Origin of the sequence: Pseudoalteromonas sp. NZS71_1 (genome assembly GCF_015864305.1) — a bacterium.
GTDB classification, from domain to species: domain Bacteria; phylum Pseudomonadota; class Gammaproteobacteria; order Enterobacterales; family Alteromonadaceae; genus Pseudoalteromonas; species Pseudoalteromonas arctica.
Genome location: NZ_JADYXM010000009.1, coordinates 46,076 through 66,274, shown reverse-complemented (window position 1 = coordinate 66,274; position 20,199 = coordinate 46,076). Strand labels below are relative to the sequence as shown.

16 protein-coding genes, 8 tRNA genes and 1 other RNA gene are annotated in these 20,199 nt (G+C 40.1%); 2 read left to right on the top strand and 23 right to left on the bottom strand.

What is annotated here, in order from left to right:
• Window positions 1-29: 29 nt before the first annotated feature.
• The 7 genes from I6F43_RS13720 to rpsF form a co-directional block, all read right to left on the bottom strand.
• A complete protein-coding gene (locus I6F43_RS13720; protein WP_197102769.1) occupies window positions 30-968 on the bottom strand; it encodes a DUF4097 family beta strand repeat-containing protein in 939 nt (312 codons plus the stop codon).
• Window positions 969-977: 9 nt separating this feature from the next.
• The gene (locus I6F43_RS13715; protein ID WP_024607941.1) at window positions 978-1,460 is read right to left on the bottom strand and encodes a hypothetical protein; all 483 of its coding nucleotides are present in this window, start codon (window positions 1,458-1,460) and stop codon (window positions 978-980) included.
• On the bottom strand, window positions 1,447-1,995 hold the full coding sequence (locus I6F43_RS13710; RefSeq protein WP_197102767.1) for an RNA polymerase sigma factor: 549 nt from the start codon (window positions 1,993-1,995) through the stop codon (window positions 1,447-1,449). Before I6F43_RS13710 ends, I6F43_RS13715 begins: the two co-directional genes overlap by 14 nt.
• Window positions 1,996-2,214: 219 nt before the next feature.
• Complete coding sequence (gene rplI / locus I6F43_RS13705) at window positions 2,215-2,667, bottom strand: 50S ribosomal protein L9 (RefSeq protein ID WP_002962755.1); 453 nt, start codon at window positions 2,665-2,667, stop codon at window positions 2,215-2,217.
• 35 nt (window positions 2,668-2,702) lie between these two features.
• Complete coding sequence (gene rpsR, locus I6F43_RS13700; RefSeq protein WP_007378475.1) at window positions 2,703-2,930, bottom strand: 30S ribosomal protein S18; 228 nt, start codon at window positions 2,928-2,930, stop codon at window positions 2,703-2,705.
• A 12-nt stretch (window positions 2,931-2,942) separates the two neighbouring features.
• On the bottom strand, window positions 2,943-3,260 hold the full coding sequence (gene priB / locus I6F43_RS13695) for a primosomal replication protein N (protein ID WP_004588456.1): 318 nt from the start codon (window positions 3,258-3,260) through the stop codon (window positions 2,943-2,945).
• 43 nt (window positions 3,261-3,303) lie between these two features.
• A complete protein-coding gene (rpsF, locus tag I6F43_RS13690; protein WP_007378473.1) occupies window positions 3,304-3,645 on the bottom strand; it encodes a 30S ribosomal protein S6 in 342 nt (113 codons plus the stop codon).
• Window positions 3,646-4,022: 377 nt separating this feature from the next.
• Between rpsF and I6F43_RS13685 the strand changes: the two genes are divergently transcribed.
• The gene (locus I6F43_RS13685) at window positions 4,023-5,222 is read left to right on the top strand and encodes an alpha/beta hydrolase-fold protein (protein ID WP_197102766.1); all 1,200 of its coding nucleotides are present in this window, start codon (window positions 4,023-4,025) and stop codon (window positions 5,220-5,222) included.
• 268 nt (window positions 5,223-5,490) lie between these two features.
• Here the strand turns inward: I6F43_RS13685 and I6F43_RS13680 are convergent, their stop codons facing one another.
• From I6F43_RS13680 to I6F43_RS13660, 5 genes are all read right to left on the bottom strand, one after another.
• Complete coding sequence (locus tag I6F43_RS13680; RefSeq protein WP_231614087.1) at window positions 5,491-7,392, bottom strand: alpha/beta hydrolase family protein; 1,902 nt, start codon at window positions 7,390-7,392, stop codon at window positions 5,491-5,493.
• 197 nt (window positions 7,393-7,589) lie between these two features.
• Entirely contained in the window at window positions 7,590-8,756 is a 1,167-nt protein-coding gene (locus I6F43_RS13675; RefSeq protein WP_101216069.1) for an FAD-dependent monooxygenase, read from the bottom strand.
• A complete protein-coding gene (gene ubiH, locus I6F43_RS13670; protein ID WP_197102765.1) occupies window positions 8,753-9,940 on the bottom strand; it encodes a 2-octaprenyl-6-methoxyphenyl hydroxylase in 1,188 nt (395 codons plus the stop codon). The genes I6F43_RS13675 and ubiH overlap by 4 nt, the downstream gene beginning before the upstream one ends.
• 15 nt (window positions 9,941-9,955) lie before the next feature.
• Window positions 9,956-11,278: a Xaa-Pro aminopeptidase gene (gene pepP / locus I6F43_RS13665; RefSeq protein ID WP_101216071.1), complete on the bottom strand. Its 1,323-nt coding sequence runs from the start codon at window positions 11,276-11,278 to the stop codon at window positions 9,956-9,958.
• 30 nt (window positions 11,279-11,308) lie between these two features.
• Complete coding sequence (locus tag I6F43_RS13660) at window positions 11,309-11,872, bottom strand: UPF0149 family protein (protein WP_007587323.1); 564 nt, start codon at window positions 11,870-11,872, stop codon at window positions 11,309-11,311.
• Between the two features lie 193 nt (window positions 11,873-12,065).
• Here I6F43_RS13660 and ssrS point away from each other — a divergent pair.
• Window positions 12,066-12,248: non-coding RNA, 6S RNA (gene ssrS, locus I6F43_RS13655), on the top strand.
• A 188-nt stretch (window positions 12,249-12,436) separates the two neighbouring features.
• On the opposite strand, the gene I6F43_RS13650 is transcribed toward ssrS, so the two are convergent.
• The 11 genes from I6F43_RS13650 to I6F43_RS13600 all read right to left on the bottom strand — a co-directional run bounded on the left by I6F43_RS13650 (window position 12,437) and on the right by I6F43_RS13600 (window position 20,123).
• Complete coding sequence (locus I6F43_RS13650; RefSeq protein ID WP_007587324.1) at window positions 12,437-15,520, bottom strand: efflux RND transporter permease subunit; 3,084 nt, start codon at window positions 15,518-15,520, stop codon at window positions 12,437-12,439.
• The gene (locus I6F43_RS13645) at window positions 15,517-16,833 is read right to left on the bottom strand and encodes an efflux RND transporter periplasmic adaptor subunit (protein ID WP_010554901.1); all 1,317 of its coding nucleotides are present in this window, start codon (window positions 16,831-16,833) and stop codon (window positions 15,517-15,519) included. Before I6F43_RS13645 ends, I6F43_RS13650 begins: the two co-directional genes overlap by 4 nt.
• Window positions 16,823-18,238, bottom strand: a complete 1,416-nt coding sequence (locus I6F43_RS13640; RefSeq protein WP_197102764.1) for an efflux transporter outer membrane subunit — start codon at window positions 18,236-18,238, stop codon at window positions 16,823-16,825. Before I6F43_RS13640 ends, I6F43_RS13645 begins: the two co-directional genes overlap by 11 nt.
• 687 nt (window positions 18,239-18,925) lie before the next feature.
• A tRNA-Thr gene (locus I6F43_RS13635) sits at window positions 18,926-19,001 on the bottom strand.
• Window positions 19,002-19,103: 102 nt separating this feature from the next.
• A tRNA-Phe gene (locus tag I6F43_RS13630) sits at window positions 19,104-19,179 on the bottom strand.
• Between the two features lie 55 nt (window positions 19,180-19,234).
• Window positions 19,235-19,310 (bottom strand) — tRNA-Thr (locus tag I6F43_RS13625).
• A gap of 57 nt (window positions 19,311-19,367) precedes the next feature.
• Window positions 19,368-19,443: transfer RNA gene (locus tag I6F43_RS13620), tRNA-Phe, on the bottom strand.
• 55 nt (window positions 19,444-19,498) lie between these two features.
• Window positions 19,499-19,574, bottom strand: a tRNA-Thr gene (locus I6F43_RS13615).
• 57 nt (window positions 19,575-19,631) lie between these two features.
• A tRNA-Phe gene (locus I6F43_RS13610) sits at window positions 19,632-19,707 on the bottom strand.
• Window positions 19,708-19,900: 193 nt separating this feature from the next.
• Window positions 19,901-19,976, bottom strand: a tRNA-Thr gene (locus I6F43_RS13605).
• 71 nt (window positions 19,977-20,047) lie between these two features.
• Window positions 20,048-20,123, bottom strand: a tRNA-Phe gene (locus I6F43_RS13600).
• Between the last annotated feature and the right edge of the window lie 76 nt (window positions 20,124-20,199).

Genomic DNA, 20,199 nt, shown 5'->3' with positions numbered 1-20,199 from the left:
CTTTTTGTAATCGTGAAGGTGAATGAGCGTTATTTAATACGAAGCTCTATGCGTCCACTAATTGTATCCATTTCAACATTAGCATTACCGCCATTAATGCTAAATTCTAAATCACTGGCTGGGCCGTATTTAGCTTTACTGACTTTATCGCTAGTAACTTTATTAATGATTTTGCCATTAGCGTGCGCTTTAATTTCAAAATTTGCAGATATGCTGTCAGGAAAGTAAAAATCACCATCGCCACTTACCGATTCAAAACGTACATCACCGCCTTTTAAAAGCTCTTTAATATGTACTTCGGCTTCGCCATTTACCGTGTTAATACGTAAGTTTTTAATTGACGATAGCGTAAAATCTATATCGCCATTTACATTTTCAAGGCGCACATCATTGGCGCTTGAGGTTGATTTAATATCGCCATTAACAGCGCTAAAACGTAGTTCACCACTCGATTCCCTATCGTTAATTTCGCCATTAACGGTTTCAAATTGAATATTACCACTTAGGTTTTCTGCATTTACATCACCATTTACGGTGGTGAGCTTAATGTTGCCAGTAATATCATCTACCGTAATTTCGCCATTAACCACGTCAACTTCAGCGCCATTTTTTAGCTCTTTTGCAGTCACCGATACATTAACGCCAGCAAACTCTAAACTACTGCTTTTAGGCATAAATATGGTTAGGCTTGAGCCATCGCCATTATTACTCCAATTTGATTTACGTGGCATTTTTACAATAAACTGAGTTTTATCGCCATTTGTTTTAAGCTCATAACCCTCGGCTTTGTCATCAAGCTCGCCAGATACTTTAAATTCGTTTTTATCCCAGCCTTTAATATGTATATCACCGCGTTGGTTTTCAATAAAAATAGTGCCGCCACTTGGTACGTCTATTTGCTTATCTATTTTTTCACCCGCTAATACCGCCAACGGAAATAAGCTCAGTCCTAATAAAATCGCTTTCATGTCGTACTCCTAAATGTGCTGCCAACGTGGCGCATGCACCTTGTTAATTAAATCAAGTTGTTGTTGATATATTTGCGCTAACATTGTTAGTAGCGCTTGGTTTTGTGGCTCATTTTTAAGAACTTGCTTTATTGCTTGCTCTGCGTTTTCAAGCTCTTGTAGCTGCGTTTGCCAGTTAGTGGTCAATGCTTCTTTATTTTCATATTCAACCAACAAACTGTTTTTTTGCGCCGAAAAGTAATCACTTATAGCCACTACGGGTTGTGGCTCAGGCGCTATAACAAATAGATTTACAGCAATTAAAGCAGCTAATGTGCAGGCAGCTATTGCTGTTAGTTTTGGCCAAATAGCAGTGCCTTTTAGGTCCTGCTTATTACTAACCATTGCTCGCTCAATTCCCGCCCACAGGTCTTTTTGTGGCGTAATGTCTTTATCAAGCGTGTTTAATGACTCATTTAAATAGTCGTCAAAATTTGGTTTATTCATTTTCATACCACTCTTGTAGTAGCTGCCTAGCACGATGATATTGCGATTTACTTGAACCAACAGCCATACCTAATTGCTCGGCTATTTCCTCGTGCCTGTAACCTTCGATTGCAAACAACACAAACACCATACGTGCGCGCTCAGGAAGCCTTACTATTAATTTATCGAGACCATTTAAGCCTTTGCAGTCATTAGCTGATTGCTCATCCATACCGCAGTGTTCAATGCTCACTACTTTTTGCAGCCAATTTTTTTGCTTGCGTAAGTAGTTAATCGCAACATTACTGGCAACGCTGTAGAGCCAAGTAGAAAACTGCGAGCGACCGTCAAATTGCGCTATTTTACGCCATACCTGTACAAACACTTCTTGGGCTGCATCTTCAGCATGCGCTTGGTCCGCTAATAAGCGTAGACATAAACCGTAGACTCGTTTTATATGTAACTCATAAAGCGTTGTGTATGCGCCTTGATCACCTGATTTAAAACGCTCAATGAGTTTAGCTTCGCATAAAGGCGTTTGTTCGGGTTTAACGTGTAACATCCGTGATGTCGCCTTTTAATTATTATTATTGAGTTAGTGTATTGATAAGTTAGACGTAATAACAGTTCGAAAAGGTTTAAAGGGAATGAAAAAATAATTGAATAAAAAAGGGGCTTGTACGAGGTTGTATTTAACAGTGCCCTTAACTAATAAAGTTAGCCAAATTACAGACACAAAAAAGCCGTGCTAATAGCACGGCTTTTGTCGCTTAATTAAAAATTAAGCTTCAGCGATTACGATTACTTTAATAGTAGCCGTTACGTCTGAGTGAACTGAAATTGATACGTCAAATTCACCTGTCTCACGGATAGTACCTAGAGGCAAACGAACTTCTGACTTAGCAACTTCAACACCAACAGCTGAGATAGCGTCAGCGATGTCACGAGTACCGATTGAACCGAATAACTTACCTTCGTCACCAGCTTTAGATACTAATGTAACTTCTGCTAATGCTTCTAGTTTTTCAGCGCGTGCTTGTGCAGCAACTAACTGTTCAGCGATTTTCGCTTCAAGTTCTGCACGACGAGCGTCAAACGTTTCAATGTTAGCTTTAGTCGCAGGAACTGCCTTACCTTGAGGGAAAAGGAAGTTACGTGCGAAACCAGATTTAACTACAACCTGTTCACCTAGGCTACCTAGGTTAGCGATCTTATCTAGTAGAATAACTTGCATGTTTCTACACCTTTTAAAAACTGTTAATCCGCTGCTTACTTATGTAAGTCAGTGTATGGAAGAAGGGCTAAGTAGCGAGCACGCTTAATAGCAGTTGCTAGCTGGCGCTGAAATTTAGCGCTAGTACCTGTGATACGGCTAGGTACGATTTTGCCACTTTCTGTAACATAGTTTCTAAGAGTAGCTAGATCTTTGTAATCGATTTGTTTTACGCCTTCCGCTTTAAAGCGGCAGAACTTACGACGTCTGAAATAACGTGCCATGAGATTAATTCCTCAAATAATTCTTTCTATATGCTGAGCATGCAAAACCAATTGGCTAAGGCCGTTACGACCTTCGTGGCGATTTAAAAAACCACTCACTTGCAATGCCTGCCCAACGTGCAAATGTTGAGTCTGTTGTTGCATTTGCTTTCCACTGGCAACTACCTGAAGCCTCACGTAACTATTACGGTTAAGGTCTGCTTCGGTTTGCATCGATTTATGTTCTACAACAAAAATACAATGCGGGATGCCAGCAGGGCTTTGGCTAAACTTGGGAGTTTTACAAACTACCCCAGATATAACCAGCTGATTCATATATGGGCTAACCATTATAGTAACTGCTGATTACATGCCATGCTAGGACTCAAAACAATTAAGCAGCTGGTGCTTCTTTCTTCTCTTCTCTTGCAAGAGGAGACGCTTCAGTTTCAGCAGTTTTAGTGCGGATAACTAAGTTACGAAGCACTGCATCGTTGTAGCGGAAAGTAGTTTCTAGCTCGCTGATTACTTCAGTTGGTGCTTCAACGTTCATAAGAACATAGTGAGCTTTATGAAGCTTGTTAATTGGGTAAGCCAATTGACGACGGCCCCAATCTTCAAGACGGTGGATAACACCACCAGCTTCAGTGATAGAACCAGTATAACGTTCGATCATACCAGCAACTTGCTCACTCTGATCTGGGTGAACCATGAATACGATTTCGTAATGACGCATGGATATTCCTTACGGTTAATAGAGCCTTCTACCGTTTCGGCCGGTCGGTTTAAGGCAAGGAATTAATAGTTTAAAAGCCGAAATGAGCGCGCATTTTACGCTTAGACGGATAATTAAGCAAGCAGGTTTTTTAAGCTTTTATAGATAAGAGTTAAAAGGTAATTATTACGAGCTTCGCTCGTCGCGTCAGCAAGCTGCTCGCCTACCGAAAAAGTTAAGCACAGAGTGCAATGTCTCTTGTAGAAGCCGAGCTTACTCGCATGAAAAGCGATAGCTTTTAATTACTTAAGCTTTATGTTTACCCCGAAAATATAAACATTTACTCAAGCTTAAAGCCGTGCAATTATTAAGCAATACATTATTAAATAAGGATATTTATGAAGCTCTTACTATCGCTTGTATTAATACTTACTTTTAGTACACCATTTTTAAGCCACGCAAAAACCAATACAACTGACATAACCGTTGGTAAAAAAGTCATTCTGCAATCAAAAATACTTAACGAAGACAGACCCATTAAAATTTTCATACCTGACACTGTAAAAGACGATCAGCCGCTTTATGTTATTTATTTACTTGATGGTGTTGAGCACTTTCATACGGCGTCTGGTGTTATTAAATCCCTTGTTGATTACGAGCAGATACCTAACGCAATGCTCGTTGGTATTGATACAACTAACCGTGTTCGTGATTATTTACCAAAAGTAGAAGGCGAGCCTAAAACAGAGTTTCAAACTTTTGTTAAAAACAAATGGCCTGACGCAGGACAAACCGACAAGTTTTTAAAGTTTGTGTCTGATGAACTCATGCCTTATATAAACAGTAATTACTCAACTAACGGCTACAACACCTTAATTGGCCACTCTAATGCAGGTAATTTGGCGCTTTATACTTTAGTTAATCAGCCTGAGTTATTTAATAACTATATAGCTATAAGCCCAAACAGTTGGTGGAGTGATGAGGAATTAAAAAATAATATTATAAAATACACTAAAAACCCTAAAGGTGATCAGGCGTTATTTATTAGTGTAGCAAGCGAAGGAGCACGCTTTTATACAGGCGTATTAAATACTTTGGTAAATTTAGAACAACAAACGCCCTCGCAGCTTAAATGGGAATATAAGCATTACCCCGCTTTTACTCATATGGGCACTATACTACCAGCGCTTAGCGATAGCCTAATTCACTTATTTAGCGACCTAATATTTAAGGTTACTGACGAGCACGGAAAGTTTGCTGATGTATCGCTCATTACAGGTTATTACCAAGCACTTAGTGATAAGTACGGGTTTGAGCTTAAAATTCCACAAGATGTATACGTAGAGTTTGCTCATAGCCAGCAAAAGTTTGGTAATACAGCTAAAGCTATAGCAACGCTTAAACATTTTACTACCGATTATCCCAATGCAACTTATTCTCACATGCGTTTATCGCAAGGCTATACTGCTAACAAACAATTTAAAGAGGCCGTCACTAGTATGAAAAACGCACTCGAGCTTGCAAAAGAAAACAAAAAAGACCCGCTGTTAATTGATGCGCTCAAAGATATGGTGAATGAAGCACAAGAGAATTTGTAACTGATTTAACGCAAAGCGCTTTTTAACTAACGATAGTAATTACGAGCTACGCTCGTCGCGTCAGCAAGCTAAACGCCTACAGGTAAGATTAAGCTCAGTGTTAAACTTTGCATGTAGACGCCGAGCTTGCTCGCGTGAAAAGCGCGGCTTTAAATATGTTCAAAACTATTTTAAAACAAAAAACCGATGTTTAAACTAAACATCGGTTTTTTATAATTACTAGAAAATTTAAAATAGGTTTCGAGTTAAAAAACGCTCACTCATTTATTTACAAGTGTTTTTTAAGAAACTCAGTAACCTCTTTGTATTGTACTTTTAAGCTTTCTGAGTCATCAAAAAAGTGTGTTCCGTCATCAATTTCAACATACTTTATATCTAGATTTCGCTTTGCTTTATCATAAAAATATTTTGATTGTCGATAGTCAACTCTCGTATCCTTTGTCCCATGGATAAGTAAAAGTGGGGCTTTAATTCGGTTAATCATATTGATTGCCGAAACCTCAGATAATGCATCAACGGCTTTACTATCAGTCATATCAACAATATTACCTAGGTAGGCATCTTGTCGCTCTTCATCTTCAACTAACCCTTTTAGATCCGATATTCCAGAAATACTAATAATGCATTTAAAGCGATCGGGCTCTTGCCATGCAGCTGTTAATGCAACATAACCACCATAACTTGCACCATAAATACATGCATCATTTTTTGATGTTAATCCGGTTCTAGTAGCCCAATCCATTGCGTCATATACATCTTGTTGCATACGTTTACCCCACTGATAATAACCATCAGTTTCAAAAGCACTACCAAAACCTTCTGAGCCTCTGAAGTTCACTTGCAATACCGCATAACCTAAACTAACTAAATATTGAAGCTCTCGATTAAAGTATTTGTAGTCTCGACTATGAGGTCCTCCGTGAGGCATTACAATTAGCGGCGGAGTTTTAATCCCTTCTGGTTTTGTAAAATAGCCTGAGATTTCAGCTCCATCGCTCGCTTTAAAGCTATAGTTTTGCACTGGTACAAATTTATTACGTGCTAAATAAGGAAATTTAGATAACCAAGCGCCGCCCTTCTTTGTGTTTAAATCAAAATAATAATAAGTAGGGCTGACTGAATCACTTATTACATTTACAAGAATTCGTGTTCTATCTTTACTGCGGCTAACAATACTAGCTTGCTTATCACCAAATAAATTAGTAACCATAAGCTCTTGCTTACCGTCTACCTCTGAAAAATAATGGCTCTTGTAGAAATCATCATAGTAGCCAACCCCTATAAAATCGCCCTCACTATTAACGATTGCATTATTTATATCGTATTTATCATTGCTATAAACAAGCTCTTCAAACTCCCCTGACTCGATATCATATGACCATAAAGCTTGTCTGTGTAATACACGATCAGAAAGGACGTAAGCTTTTGTACCATCTTCATTAAGGCCTTGGATGGAGAAAGTACTATCTTCACCCAAAATATGGGTATGAATCATTTTTAATGCTTCATCTTTCTTTGCTCGATACCATATTGAAGCAATAAACTTATCATCTTTTTTATCAATTGCGATCCCCAGGCGTAAAACTCCCTTAGGGTCTGCATACCAACTTCCAATATTTTCTTTATTCCTCTGAATTTTATCAAAACTAGAATCACCTAATTCAACTTTAAAAACAGAATAAGCTTTATCTTTTTCATCAAACGTTGACACTAGCGCGAAATCTGGCTCATTTTTAAGTGAGGAAACGAGTCTGAAACTCTGATATCTATACCACCTATATTCAGAAAAACGTCGCGTAGTTAGCATTTTACTTTCATTGGTTTCAACATTGATCGAATATAACCTTGAAACTCTCATGTATTGACCATTGACATATTCAGGGTAACTAGCAGAAACAATGATATATTTATTACCTGACCAACGAATAAAGTCGACTCTGTCTTTATCTTTTTTGAGACTTGCTAATATATTGAATTCGATACTAGGAAATTTAGCTAAACTGATAGTAGGACCTTCAGCAGTATTATAAAGTGTTGCTATCATTTCTCCATTTGGCGATATTTGTGGTTGCTCTACCATTGGAAGTTTAGCGTAAGACTCCCAAGGTTTATCTTTTGCATGAACTACAGACGCAGTTAATAAAAAAAATAAGAGTGTTATTTTTAACATTTATTTCTTCCTTAAAATTTAGTAAAAACTTTTTATTATATTTAATGTAAAAATAACAAAGTTTACCAAAAAAACATACAAAGTAAGTACTTAATTTATTTTAATAAAAAACCGATGCTTAAATTAAACATCGGTTTTTTATTAAAAGCGAATAACTAACCGCTTTTCTCGTTGGGTTTTGTTTCACTCAACCTACATCACTTTCCTATCGCTTCTTTGGCGAACAGGTGTTTTATTGGGCCTAAATTATCAACGAGTGACAGCCCTACTCCACGAATAAGTTTTTTAACTGGGTTTGCACCTTCAAATAACTCTTTTAGCCCTTGCATCATAGCTATGTGCTTTTGTGCATCGAGCTTACGAGTGCGCTCGTAATCGCGCAGTGTGCGAGTGCTTGCAAACTCCTTGCTATCGCTTGTCAAAAGCTCAATTAAATAAGCCGCATCTTTTAGGCCTAGGTTCATACCAAGCCCTGCAAGTGGATGGATTGTATGTGCAGCGTCGCCAATGAGTACCACTTTGCCTGAAACCCATTGCTGGGCGTAGCGCATTTTAAGTGGGAAAGCAGTACGCGCACTTTGCACTTCACACAGCCCGCATTGACCATCAATTGCAGCCATTACGGCTTTATTAAAGGCGGTGTCGTCCATTGCTAATAATTCATCACAATGATTGGGGCTGGTAGACCACACAATTGAATGAGTATGCTCATCGCTCAATGGTAAAAACGCGAGTGGCCCTGTTGGTAAAAAGACTTGGCGTGCGGTGTTTGCATGTTGCTCTTTAGTTTTAACTGTCGCGACTAGCGCATGGTGATCGTAATCTTTAAAACTAAGCGCCATATTAAATTGTTTACGTATAGCTGAATTTGCACCATCAGCCGCCACCAGCAGTTTTGCAATAATTGGCTCGCCGCTTTTAAGTGTTATAAATACATCAGATTCGCTTTGATGTATTTGCTGATACTGTGTATCAAACATTAGTGTTGCACTGCTTTGTTGCTCTAGCTCTTTTATAAGCGCAAAGCGGATAATGTCGTTTTCAACAATATGGCCTAAATGTTCAAGCTCAAGTTGCTCGTTATTAAACGCTATTTTGCCAAAGCTGTCGGCATCACGTACATCCATATGTGTATAAGCGCACGCTCGCTGTGCGATAATTTCGGGCCATACATTTAATTGTTCAAGCAAGGTTTGGCTTGCAATGCTTAACGCACTTACACGCAAACCATATTCGTCAGTTGGTAACGCTTGTGTTGGTGCGCCGTCGAGTACAACGACGCTTATATCGGCTTTTGCCAATCCAAGTGCTAGTGTTAGCCCTACACAGCCGCCACCTACAATACAAACCTGTGCTTGCTTCATAAACGCCTACCTTGTTTAACTTGCCCCATTAACTGTTTAGCTAATGGCGCTTTTAATGCGGGAAATAAATCCATCGAAAACAACCCAATACTGCGCCCCAATGCGAGCACTCGCGATGAGTTCGAAAAAAGCCTAACAAGTGCATCGGTTAAACTCATTACGGTTTTTATATCATCACTGCGCTTTTTTGAATATTCACGTGTAAACGCATAGCTGCCTAAATCGTGTTGGCTATTTGCTATTAAATTACTAAGTACTTGTACGTCGCGAAGACCTAAATTAAAACCCTGCCCTGCGATAGGATGAATCGCATGTGCAGCATTACCAATAACCACTGTACGGTGCGCAGTTAAAGACTCAACTTGCCCGTAAACGAGCGGGTAACTCGTGCGCATGCCTACTTTAGTAAATTGACCACCGCGATAACCAAACGCGCTTTGCAGGGCACTTAAAAAGCCTTGTTCACTGAGTGCCATGTGCTGTTCAACCTGATCTTGGCGCATACACCACACTAACGAATAACGGTTATTGCTCATGGGTAATAACGCCATAGGCCCGTTTTGTGTAAAACGCTCAAAGGCATGATTATTATGCCCACCAGCCACTTCTACATTAGCAATAATTGCGCCTTGTTCATAAGGCTGGGTATTAAAACCAAGCCCAAGTAAACTACGTGTTGGTGATTGTGCGCCATCAGCAATAACCAATAGCTTGGCGTTTAATTGCTCGCCGCTTTGTAAGGTGAGTGTATTGCTATGCAAAGTTTGCTCAATGGCAATTACGCTATCGGGGCACAAAAGCGTAATATTTGACTGCGTTAAACGCAGGTGAAGCGCTCGGCCAAAAGGATTTACTTCTACTACGTAACCAAGTGAGGGCTTAGCAAATTCGTCGCAATTAATGTGCGCTTTGCCAAAGTGGCCTCTATCAGACACGTTCACTTTTTTGATTGCTGCGGTGTAAGGGGCATTTTGCTCAAATAAATTGAGGCTTTGTAAATACTCTACCGATTGCTGAGCAAGTGCAATGCTTCTGTCGTCAAAGCTTGGGTGGTAGTCGCCGGTTACTTGATTAGCTTCTACAACGGCAATATTTAACGCGGGATTAGTTTTAGCCACACTTAATGCGCAGCTTGCTCCCGCTAAACCACCGCCAATAATAACTACATCAAACTGCTTAGCCACTTTACTCTCCGAGCTTTATACGTTTTTAGCACTTTGCATAAGTGCTTCTATATCGCTAATTTTTTTAGGTACGCTTAGGGTCAAGTTTTCATGGCCGGTTTCGGTAACTAGCAAGTTATCTTCGATACGAATGCCAATGCCTTTGTATTTTTGCGGTGCGCTTGAGTCTTCGCTTATATAAAGCCCTGGCTCTATGGTGAGTACCATACCCGGCTCAAATGCACGCTCAGCGTTATTTACTTTGTAATCGCCAACATCATGTACATCTAAACCAAGCCAATGCCCAAGCCCGTGCATGTAATATTCTTTACACGCACCTTTTGCCATTAGCTCGTCAAAGTCGCCAATTAAAATACCTAAGTCGAGTAAACCTTGGGTCATTACTTCCATTGCTAGTTTATTAGCATGCGACATATAACCACCGGGTTTTACGTCATCAAAAGCAACTTCTTGCGCTTTAAGTACAATATTATAAAGCGCGGCTTGCTCTTCGCTAAATTGACCATTTACCGGAAATGTACGCGTTATATCAGCAGCGTAACCTTGTAACTCACAACCGGAGTCTATAAGTACTAGGTCACCACTTTTTAATACGTCGCTATTTTGTGTGTAATGTAAAATATTGGCGTTGTCGCCACTACCAACAATTGTGCCGTACGCAGGATGAGGCGCACCATTCATTGCATAATGATGATGTAGCTCTGCTTCTAGCTGAAACTCTGTGGCACCCGCATGCGAATAACGCATAGCGCGCATGTGCCCTCGCGCACTAATTTCACAGCCTTCTCGCATAACATCTATCTCGCTTGGCGATTTAAACAAACGCATTTCGTGAATAAGGCCGCGTATTTCTTTTAAATTACTCGGTGCTTTGAGGCCTTTTCGAGAGCCACTTCGAAGCGTACCTAGTAACGAAAACACTTTGGTATCAAATGAGGGGTAAGCACCTTGTGCAAAATAGAGCGCATTTTTTGCATTTAGCATATCGAGTGTTTTATCGTTTAATTCACTTAGCGGGTAAGCTTCATCAAACAAGTAGTCACTTTTAGCTTTATCAAAGCCAACTCTGCGGCCATGCCAAATTTCTGCAAGCTTGTCTTTATCTAGGCAAAATAAAGTACTGGGTGCATCGCTGTTATTACAGAGTACAAGTACGGCGTCGGGTTCGTTAAAGCCAGTTAAGTAAAAAAAGTCGCTATCTTGTCTAAATGCATATTCGGTATCGCGGCTGCGCGTCACTTCGCTCGCAGCGGGAATAATAGCAACGCTATTTTCATCCATTTGAGCAAGTAAGCGCTCGCGACGTGCTTTAAATTCTGACTTTTGTACTTCAACCATTATTAACCAACCCGTTTTACTTTTTAAAAGTTAATGAAGTGTTTTTTTAGTACTTTGCGTGCTTTGCTCTTTACCAAGCTCTGCAAAACAAAGTAGTGCTGATACACGCACATATTCAATCACTTCGTGCAGCGCTTGGCTGTCTTCTTCGGTTTCTTCAAAAGTAGTATCTAGGCGAGTGATTTCGCTAAAGTCAGTAATAACCTCTTTAACATCACTCGATAGTTTACCGTAGTCTTTTTGCTTTAAACCAAAACCAAGCATAAAACCCGCTACCCATGATACGAGGCCATTAGCCTGATCGATGAGTGTTTCGTCGTCGCTTGGTAAAAATAAATCAAACTGAAATTCATCATCATTAAAGCTCGCGACTACTTGCTTATAAATAGTGCCAAAAAACTGCTTTAAATCGTTACTAAACGATTCACCATCGTTAAACACATCACTCAAAAGGCCTAAGTATTCTTTGTCGTCAATGGTTAAACCACACGCAAGTAAACCACTAATCACACCATGCGCTTCAGCAGGTGATACAAATATTTCGTTTTTTTCTAAAAGCAGTTGAGCTTTTTCGTAATCGGGTAAATCGTTCATAATCGAATCTTCGCTTTGCAAGTTAAGGCAATGCTACCACTCGATAAAAAGCAACTCCAATTAATTGTATGATCAAGCTCAAAAACCATGCGATAAAGTAAATGATGAGTTAAAGGTGCGGAAAAACTAAGCGAACGGTTTAATTTTTTACGTTTGGGGTTTAAGGATTGGATTATGTCTTATATACTTAAATTGTTCCCTGGGGTACCGGAGCTTAGTTAAGTCCCTGAGCCGATAAATTTTATACCAGGGTTTCTGTTCGTCTACTATTGTGCAGGCTCGGCATGTACCGAGAAGCCTACGGTAAACCGCAGATTCCCGCCCTGAAACCTTCTGGTTTCAGGACTGAAACCGAGTACCGTATCTTGGGGAACACCTTTTTAGCAAACCCTCGCCTTTAAAAGGCTTTATCAAAAAAGAAATTAACCTTCCTGTTTATTCTTATATTTATCTAAATTTTTTATTCACTTATCTTCTATTGTCTAATATTACTTTTTAGCTTATAAAAAAGCCGCAGGTAATTGCTTACCTACAGCTTTAATAATCACGTATTTAAGAGTGAAGTTATTTAAACCAACCTTGAAAACGCTCCATTAGCATGTAGTTTATTGGTACTAACAATAAAGTAATAAAGGTAGCAAAAATAATCCCAAACCCTAAGCTCACCGCCATTGGTATTAAAAACTGTGCCTGAGTCGCTTTTTCAAACAGTAATGGCATTAAGCCAATAAAGGTCGTTAAACTAGTTAGCATTACAGGGCGAAAACGTGATGCACCTGCAATTTTTATAGCATCGAGAACTTTACCACCTTCACTGCGCTTTTTATTAATAAAATCAACGAGTACAAGCGAATCATTTACCACCACCCCGGTTAGCGCAAGCATACCGAGTAAACTCATAATGGTTAAGTCCATTCCCATGATCCAATGCCCTACTACAGCACCTATCATGCCAAATGGGATTACACTCATTACTATGATTGGTTGTAAGTAAGATTTAAGCGGTATTGCTAATAGCGCATAAATAATAAAAAATACAAACACAAGTGCCCAAGCCAACGACCCAAACGACTCTCTTTGCTCTTTAGCCTCACCTTCTAGTTTGTAATCTACTCCAGGATATTGCTGCATTAACCCATCTAAATACTCCGTTAGGTCAGCCTGCAGTATGGTCATGTTGGTATTATTTTTTTCGATATCGGCTGTTACGTTTAATGTGCGGTAACGGTCTATTCGATTAATAGTTGATGGACTTTGCCCAGCAGTAAGTGTTGCCACGTGCGATAAAGGCACTGAGCCTCCATCAGGCGTATTTATAAGTATGTTTTGTAGGTCAGCTACAGAGCGGCGCTCATCTATAGGTAAGCGTACCATTACACGTACGTCATCCCTGCCTCGCTGAATACGTTGTGCTTGCGAGCCAAAAAACGAGTTACGTACTTGCCCTGCTACATTGACTCTATTTAAGCCCAGCGCTAAACCTTGTTGCGTAAGCTCTATTTGTAACTCTTCTTTACCGTCGGACATACTATCGGCAATATCAAATACCGTTGGATAGGTCGATAAACGGGTTTTAATGTGATCAGCCACGTCTTGTAAAATAGTCAACGAAGTGCCGCTAAGCTGAACATCAATGGGGTCTGAACTTCGGCCAATTTCGGCTCTAAACGTTAAACTTTCGGCGCCTGGTATCACACCAATTAAATCGCGCCATTCGCTGGCGAGTTCTCGTGATCCTATGTCTGATTCACGCTTTTCAGCCGGTGTTATTTCAAAGCGTACAGAGCCTGAATTAGATACACCACCACGCCCGCCTGTTGTGGCTAATATATTTAAAATAACGCTTTCGCCAGTATCTGGGTCGCGGTATTTTTCTTGTAATTGCTGCGCCTTTTGCGACATGTCAATTACGTATTTATTCGTTACTTCAAACGGTGTACCTGTTGGTAGTGTTAAGTTAACGCGGACTGTTTCGCTTGGTATGCGCGGGAAAAATACAAACTTAGTCCAACCGCTGGTGATCATGGTTAAAATTATAACAAATACACCAATAAACAAGCTTACCGAAGCCAATTTATGGCGCAGTGCTAAATTTAAAGTGGGTTGATAGTATTTTAAAATCGCGTTTTCAAATCCATCTGCAAAACGCTGTTGAATAACATCAAACTTTGAAGGTTCGCCTTTTTCGTGGCGTAGTTTTATATATTTTAAATGTGCTGGTAGTACAAATTTAGATTCAATCAATGAAAACAATAATACCGGAATAACCACTACCGGTATTTGTGCAAACAAGGCACCACGCGCCCCTTCAATAAAGGCCAAAGGTAAAAAGGCAGCAACGGTAGTCAACACACCAAATGTTACTGGTGTTGCTACTTCTTGAGTACCTAAAATTGCGGCCTGCTCGCCCGACGTAGCTGTTTTTAAATGGGTGTAGACGTTTTCACCGGTAACTATGGCGTCATCAACAACAATCCCCAGTACCAATATAAAGCCAAATAAGCTCATAATATTAAGGGTTACGCCAAAAATAGGCATCGCTATAAACGCGCCCATAAACGAAACCGGAATACCAATAAATACCCAAAATGCAATTGCAGGGCGTAAAAACAAAGTAAGTAAAGCCAGTACTAAAATACCGCCTTGTAAAGCATTGGTAGTAAGGGTCGAAATACGACTTTTAACCAGCTCCGAATCATCATCCCAGTAACTTAGTTCAAACCCTTGCGGGAGAGAGCTTTGTTGCTCTTTTATGTAGTTTTTAACATCGTCAGCAACTGTAATCGCACTTTGTGGACCAATTCGATATACGTCGATAAATGCAGCTTGCTTACCATTAAAGCGAGTACGTACTGGTGTTTCTTCAAAATCATCTTTTATAGTCGCTATATCACCTAAGCGAATAATAGTGCCATCGGCTTGGTTTTTAACAACAATGCTGGCAAATTCATCTTTACGATATGCTTGCCCTTTAGAGCTTATAAGTACGTCCCCGCCTTCTGTTTTTAAGTTACCAGCAGAAATATCTGAGCTTGAGTTTGAAATAGCACTCGATATTTGTGCCAAGCTTAAATCGTACTGACGAAGAATATCTTGGCTTACTTCAATGGCTATTTCGTAATCACGAACGCCACTTAGCTCTACCTGCGTTACATTAGGTAAACGTAGGATTTGATCGCGTACTGTTTCTGCGTATTCGCGGGTTTCTTTTTCGCCATAGTCACTCGATACGGTAACCGCGATAACTTCACGAATTCGCTCAGCAAGCGCTACTATCGGCTTTTCAGCATCGGCTGGAAAAGTGTTAATTGCGTCTACACGACTTTTTATATCAGCTAAAAGCTCACGAGGGTCGTAACCGCTTTCCACTTCTATTGTCACAGAGCCAGAACCTTCAGAAGAGCGACTAAATATTTGCTTTATGCCCTCTAAATCTTGTACTGCTTCTTCTATTCGTATAGTTACACCTTGCTCTACATCCTCTGGTGTTGAACCACGCAAACTTACATTTACGCTTATCATGTCAGTTTCGAATGAAGGAAATACCTCAAGCGGTATTTTGCTTGATAAGCTAAAAAGTCCCGACAGTAACAGCGTTACTAGCAATAAGTTAGCAGCAACATGGTTTTTGGCAAACCAAGCGATCATGGCTTATCTCCTTGCTTTGCTGCGCGGCGTTTTTTTAGCTCTTCAACACTAATACCCTGCTCTTTTGCTTTTTGCTCAAGCTGCTCTGGCGTCGGGCGCTTTCCTTTACCTTGCCCATTAGCTCCTCGGCTTTTAGGTTGCTCTGTGCTTTGTTCGCCTAAAATACTTACCTGAGTTCCAGAACTCACTTGCCCTAGTGGAGTAATAACCAGTTTATCATTTGGATTTAATCCCGTTTTTATCATCGCTTGTGTCGCATTTTGCCAAGCAAGTGTAATGTCTTTACGCTTGAGTACACCCTCTTCAACAACATAAACATACGTCCCTTGATAAATAGTACTGTTAGGGATTATAAGTGCGTTAGGAACTGTTTTACCGGTAATTTGCGCCTTTATGTATTGCCCTATTTTTATTGGGTACTGGTTATTAGCCGTTGCTTTATATGGGTCGTTAATTTTAGCAACTACGTAAAGCTGTTGTGCACCTTCATCTATAGCACCTTCGGTACGCGCTAGCTGCCCTTGCCACGTTTGCTCACCCACTAAGTCAGAGGTAAATTTAACAATTGAACCTGCTTGATTTTTGGCGCCATCACGATATTGCTCTGGTAAATTTACGAACGGAAGATCTTTATTTTTAATCGGTAAACGAATCTCTACGCTATCGATTGCGTAAATAGTGGCAAGCTGGGTATTGTTAGTAACAACTTGCCCCAAATCAACACTACGGCTGAGTATACGCCCGGCGTATGGCGCGGTTACTTTAGTGCGCTCTAAATCAAGCATGGCTTTTTCAAGTACTGCTTGAGCCGATAAAACTTCTGCTTCGGCTGCTGCAAGTTGTGGTTCACGCAGTACTAGGCTGCTTGCCTGATTTGAGCCGCCAAGGCGTTTCCAATCAGTAATAGCTTGTTGTCCACGCGCTTTTTCTTCTAATAAGCCTTGCTCTGCCGTTAATAAATTGGCTTGAGCAGATTTAACTTCAGCTTGATGATCTCTATCGTCTAGCTTTAAAAGTACGTCGCCCTTTTCAAAAAAGCCACCTTCTCTAAAGTCATCACTTACTTCAATTATTTGCCCAGATGCCTGAGCAACTAATAAACTTTGTGTACGTGGTTTTACCGTACCGTAGCTATCAATCATCACTTGGTAATTTTGTGGTTTAAGCTCAAGCGCAGCCACACTTATTGATGCTTTAGGAGGTGAGCCAAAGCGTTTAGCCTCTGGCGGATTACCTTTAATAAACATAACAATTAAAATAGTGGCAATAATAACCACCGCTGGAATAATAATTTTTGCTGTTTTAGTTTTCATCATTATTGCTCTTTAGTTCACTTGAGGGCTTTGCAAAATCACCACCAAGGGCAACGTGTAAGTTAATTCTGTTAGCTATTAATTGGTTTTTAATGTCGATTAAGGAGCTTTGTGCATCGAAAGACCTATCTTGTGCGTCAAGCACCGTAGTGTAAGTTACCAAGCCACTTTGATATTGCTCAAACGACAACTGCTCTGCTGCAAGTGCGTTTTCTTGCGCCTCAAGGGTGCTGCTATATTGTGATTTAAGAGACTGCTGCTGTGAAATCGCATTCTCTACATCACCAAATGCATCGTAAAGCGTTTGCAAATAAAGTTGCTCTTGCTTTTGAGTATTAAGGCGCGCTATTTCTTCATTCGCTTTTAAGCGTCCGCCCTCAAAAAGTGGTGCTGAAATACTACCTAATAACGACCATGCAAGGCTTGATGGAGAAAACAAGTCGCTTACTCTGTCGGTGCTATCACTTAGTGAAGCTGTTAAATCTAAACTTGGAAAGCGTTGTTTGTGCGCATACGCCAATGAAGCGTCGGTGGCTAAAAGATCATACCAACTTGCTCGCAGCGTAGGTTTACGTGTTATAAGTTCAGAAGGTAAGCCTAGTGGAATATCGGTATTAATAACGGGTAAGTCGCTACTAGCAGTAATGGCACCTTTTGGGTATTCACCCAGTAAACGCTCAAGTGCACGTGCTGAAGCCGATAGGTTTGCCGTTTGAGTGGCAATGCGAGCGCGTTCAGTATTGAGCTCATTACGGGCTAAATATACATCGAGTGCTTCGTTTATACCTTGGCGATAGCCAGACTCGATAATATCTAGGTTTTGCTGTGCGTTGGCTTCGCGACGTTTAAATAAATCGAGTAATTGTTGCGATGTAACAACATCAAACCAGCCAGTTACTACATCAGCAACGAGTTGCTGTTTAGCTTGCTCAAACCGGGCCTGTTGCGCTAAATAGTTAAGATTAGCTTCGCGCTTTGAATCTGAAAGCTTACCCCATAAATCAACCTCGTAAGTTAAGTTTAAACTAACTGAACTTGCGTTGTCGTAGCTCACTGGGCGGTTGTCTTTACTACGGCTAGTACGCGTTGATAAATCGAGGCTAGGCCAAAGCGCAGCGCCCGATACTATAAGCTGTTGTTTTTGAATTTCTACATCGTAACTAGTTTGTAAAAGCTGTTGGTTGTTTTTAAGTGCTTGTTGTACAAATTTGTTAAGCGTAGGGTTTTGTAGTTGTGTAAGCCATTGCTCTTGTACTTTTAATACCGAGCTTGATGCTTCTTGCTGCCATTGCTGTGGCATATTATTAGGCGCTTGCATGCGCTGCGACGAGTTAAAATCACTCGCACAGCCGCTAAGCAGCATCACACTAATTGCCAATAGGGTTGGCTTGCATTGCCAAATCATAATTAAACCTAAATTACTGCTATTTATGAACGTAATTCAAGCACTTTGGCAACTTTTGCTCAACCTACTTTACATAACATTACATAGCTAGCGATGAACTAACATAATAGCCAGTTATACGGTAAAAATGAGCAAATGATCAGCAATTTTTAATAATAAAAAATTAACTTTTTGTAGTGTGTCTAAGAGATTATACCAATTCGCTTAATTAAGTGATCTATTTTGAGGTAAGAAAATCGTGTCGATAACAAGGCAAAAATTTCGTTATTTAGTTGCTCTATATCAGAAATTTTTAACGCAGTTAGCGTCAGGTTTAATCCCTAAAATTGATTAAGTATTATTGCGGATTGGTATTAGACATATAGAAACAGAAAAGCCTCGCTATAAGCGAGGCTTTTGAATAAATGGTGCCGACTAACTAAGTCGAACGGATAACTTATACAGACTACTGATTACAAGTCAGTTGCTTTGCTCTTAACTATGGGTATTTTTAATTCTCAAGTTGAAAACAAAAAAGCCTCGCTATAAGCGAGGCTTTTGAATAAATGGTGCCGACTAACCGAGTCGAACGGATAACTTATACAGACTACTGATTACAAGTCAGTTGCTTTGCTCTTAACTATGGGTATTTTTAATTCTCAAGTTGAAAACAAAAAAGCCTCGCTATAAGCGAGGCTTTTAAATAAATGGTGCCGACTAACCGAGTCGAACGGTTGACCTACTGATTACAAGTCAGTTGCTCTACCAGCTGAGCTAAGTCGGCACACAAAACTGTGTGCTAAGGCACGTTCAATTTTAAAGATTGAGAACTTTTATAAAGCACTTAAAATAAAAAAACCTTGCATAAGCAAGGCTTCTCAATAAATGGTGCCTCGACGCGGAATCGAACCACGGACACGAGGATTTTCAATCCTCTGCTCTACCGACTGAGCTATCGAGGCACATAAACTGTGCTAACTAAAAATAAAATAATTATTTAACTTTTAGCTTTATAAATGGTGCCGACTAACCGAGTCGAACGGTTGACCTACTGATTACAAGTCAGTTGCTCTACCAGCTGAGCTAAGTCGGCACACAAAACTGTGTGCTAAGGCACGTTCAATTTTAAAGATTGAGAACTTAAAGTAAATGGTGCCTCGACGCGGAATCGAACCACGGACACGAGGATTTTCAATCCTCTGCTCTACCGACTGAGCTATCGAGGCACATAAACTGTGCTAACTAAAAGTAAAATAACTATTTAACTTTTAGCTTTATAAATGGTGCCGACTAACCGAGTCGAACGGTTGACCTACTGATTACAAGTCAGTTGCTCTACCAGCTGAGCTAAGTCGGCACACAAAACTGTGTGCTAAGGCACGTTCAATTTTAAAGATTGAGAACTTAAAGTAAATGGTGCCTCGACGCGGAATCGAACCACGGACACGAGGATTTTCAATCCTCTGCTCTACCGACTGAGCTATCGAGGCACATAAACTGTGCTAACTAAAAGTAAAATAACTATTTAACTTTTAGCTTTATAAATGGTGCCGACTAACCGAGTCGGCACCATTTATAAAGCTAAAATAACTATTTAACTTTTAGCTTTATAAATGGTGCCGACTAACCGAGTCGGCACCATTTATAAAGCTAAAATAACTATTTAACTTTTAGCTTTATAAATGGTGCCGACTAACCGAGTCGAACGGTTGACCTACTGATTACAAGTCAGTTGCTCTACCAGCTGAGCTAAGTCGGCACACAAAACTGTGTGCTAAGGCACGCGTAATAATGTTTAAACTGTTGATTAAACACCACTACTTTAATAAATGGTGCCTCGACCCGGAATCGAACCAGGGACACGAGGATTTTCAATCCTCTGCTCTACCAACTGAGCTATCGAGGCACTTAAACAGTGCGAATTAAAAATCTTAAAGGATTTTTAATGCAATTCCCACTCATCTCTAGCGACTGAGCTATCT

Bases quoted from the DNA above. Each gene is read 5' to 3' on its own strand.
- I6F43_RS13685 (WP_197102766.1), top strand. From the start codon at position 4,023: ATGAAGCTCTTACTATCGCTTGTATTAATACTTACTTTTAGTACACCA.
- I6F43_RS13715 (WP_024607941.1), bottom strand. From the start codon at position 1,460: ATGAAAATGAATAAACCAAATTTTGACGACTATTTAAATGAGTCATTA.
- I6F43_RS13675 (WP_101216069.1), bottom strand. From the start codon at position 8,756: ATGAAGCAAGCACAGGTTTGTATTGTAGGTGGCGGCTGTGTAGGGCTA.
- I6F43_RS13650 (WP_007587324.1), bottom strand. From the start codon at position 15,520: ATGATCGCTTGGTTTGCCAAAAACCATGTTGCTGCTAACTTATTGCTA.
- rpsF (WP_007378473.1), bottom strand. From the start codon at position 3,645: ATGCGTCATTACGAAATCGTATTCATGGTTCACCCAGATCAGAGTGAG.
- I6F43_RS13710 (WP_197102767.1), bottom strand. From the start codon at position 1,995: ATGTTACACGTTAAACCCGAACAAACGCCTTTATGCGAAGCTAAACTC.
- I6F43_RS13720 (WP_197102769.1), bottom strand. From the start codon at position 968: ATGAAAGCGATTTTATTAGGACTGAGCTTATTTCCGTTGGCGGTATTA.
- priB (WP_004588456.1), bottom strand. From the start codon at position 3,260: ATGGTTAGCCCATATATGAATCAGCTGGTTATATCTGGGGTAGTTTGT.
- I6F43_RS13660 (WP_007587323.1), bottom strand. From the start codon at position 11,872: ATGAACGATTTACCCGATTACGAAAAAGCTCAACTGCTTTTAGAAAAA.
- rplI (WP_002962755.1), bottom strand. From the start codon at position 2,667: ATGCAAGTTATTCTACTAGATAAGATCGCTAACCTAGGTAGCCTAGGT.
- I6F43_RS13645 (WP_010554901.1), bottom strand. From the start codon at position 16,833: ATGAAAACTAAAACAGCAAAAATTATTATTCCAGCGGTGGTTATTATT.
- I6F43_RS13680 (WP_231614087.1), bottom strand. From the start codon at position 7,392: ATGTTAAAAATAACACTCTTATTTTTTTTATTAACTGCGTCTGTAGTT.
- I6F43_RS13640 (WP_197102764.1), bottom strand. From the start codon at position 18,238: ATGATTTGGCAATGCAAGCCAACCCTATTGGCAATTAGTGTGATGCTG.
- pepP (WP_101216071.1), bottom strand. From the start codon at position 11,278: ATGGTTGAAGTACAAAAGTCAGAATTTAAAGCACGTCGCGAGCGCTTA.
- rpsR (WP_007378475.1), bottom strand. From the start codon at position 2,930: ATGGCACGTTATTTCAGACGTCGTAAGTTCTGCCGCTTTAAAGCGGAA.